2 protein-coding genes are annotated in these 915 nt (G+C 76.8%); one reads left to right on the top strand and one right to left on the bottom strand.

Annotated elements, in window-relative coordinates; genetic code table 11:
- A partial coding sequence (locus ABEB16_RS21770; RefSeq protein ID WP_345714259.1) for a histidine phosphatase family protein occupies positions 1-186 on the bottom strand: 186 nt, incomplete at its 3' end.
- Positions 187-273: 87 nt separating this feature from the next.
- Between ABEB16_RS21770 and ABEB16_RS21765 the strand changes: the two genes are divergently transcribed.
- The coding region (locus ABEB16_RS21765; RefSeq protein ID WP_345714258.1) for a CorA family divalent cation transporter at positions 274-915 on the top strand (642 nt) is incomplete at its 3' end.

Here is a 915-nt window from a genome sequence, read left to right as displayed (position 1 = left end):
CTCCAGGCAGCGCTCCAGCGGCGAGCAGGCGACGCGGGCCAGCGGCAGCGCCGCCATCCGCCGCCCCAGCGCCGCCACCTGCCCGCGGCCCACCTCGTCGAGGTGGACGTCCGGCGTCCAGCCCGCGAGCACGCCGGCGGTGTTGGCGGTGCTGCGGCCGTGGCGGACGAGCAGGAGCGTCGGCACGCGCAGCAGCCTAGGGTCAGGCCCGCGCGCCCCCTCACCCCGGTGCCCGGCGGGCCGGCCCGGCCGCCGGGGGTGAGGATGGGGGCCGTGATCGTGGACGTCGCCTCGTACGTGGCCGGCCGCCGGCAGGACTGCGCCGACCGGCGCGACCTGGAGGGGGTGCTGCGCTCCTGCCGCCCGGACGCGGAGAGCGCCGACCCGGGCGGCTTCGTGTGGCTGGGGCTCAAGGACCCCACCGCCGAGGAGTTCGACCGCGTCTCCGGAGAGCTGGGGCTGCACCCGCTGGCCGTGGAGGACGCGGTGCAGGGCCGGCAGCGGCCGAAGGTGGAGCGCTACGGCGACACCCTCTTCGTCGTCGTCAAGCTGCTGGCCTACGACGAGGCGGAGTCCGCCGTGGAGACGGGCGAGGCCATGGTGTTCGTCGGCGAGCGGTTCGTCGTCACCGTCCGCCGCGGCGAGGTCGGCTCGCTGGCACCGGTGCGCCACGCCCTGGAGGGCGACCCGCAGCGGTTGCGCGGCGGGCCGCGGGCGGTGCTGCACGCCGTCCTGGAAGCGGTCGTCGACGAGTACGTGCGCATCGACGCGGCGCTGGAGCAGGACGTCGCCGAGGTGGAGGAGCAGGTGTTCTCCCCGGCCCGCTCCGGCGACGCGGTGGACATCTACTCCCTCAAGCGGGAGGTGCTGGAGGTGCGCCGGGCCGCCGTGCCGCTGGCGAGCGCCCTGCGCGAG

Source organism: Kineococcus glutinatus, from assembly GCF_039542765.1.
Lineage (GTDB): Bacteria > Actinomycetota > Actinomycetes > Actinomycetales > Kineococcaceae > Kineococcus_A > Kineococcus_A glutinatus.
This window is presented reverse-complemented; position numbering and strand designations above follow the sequence as displayed.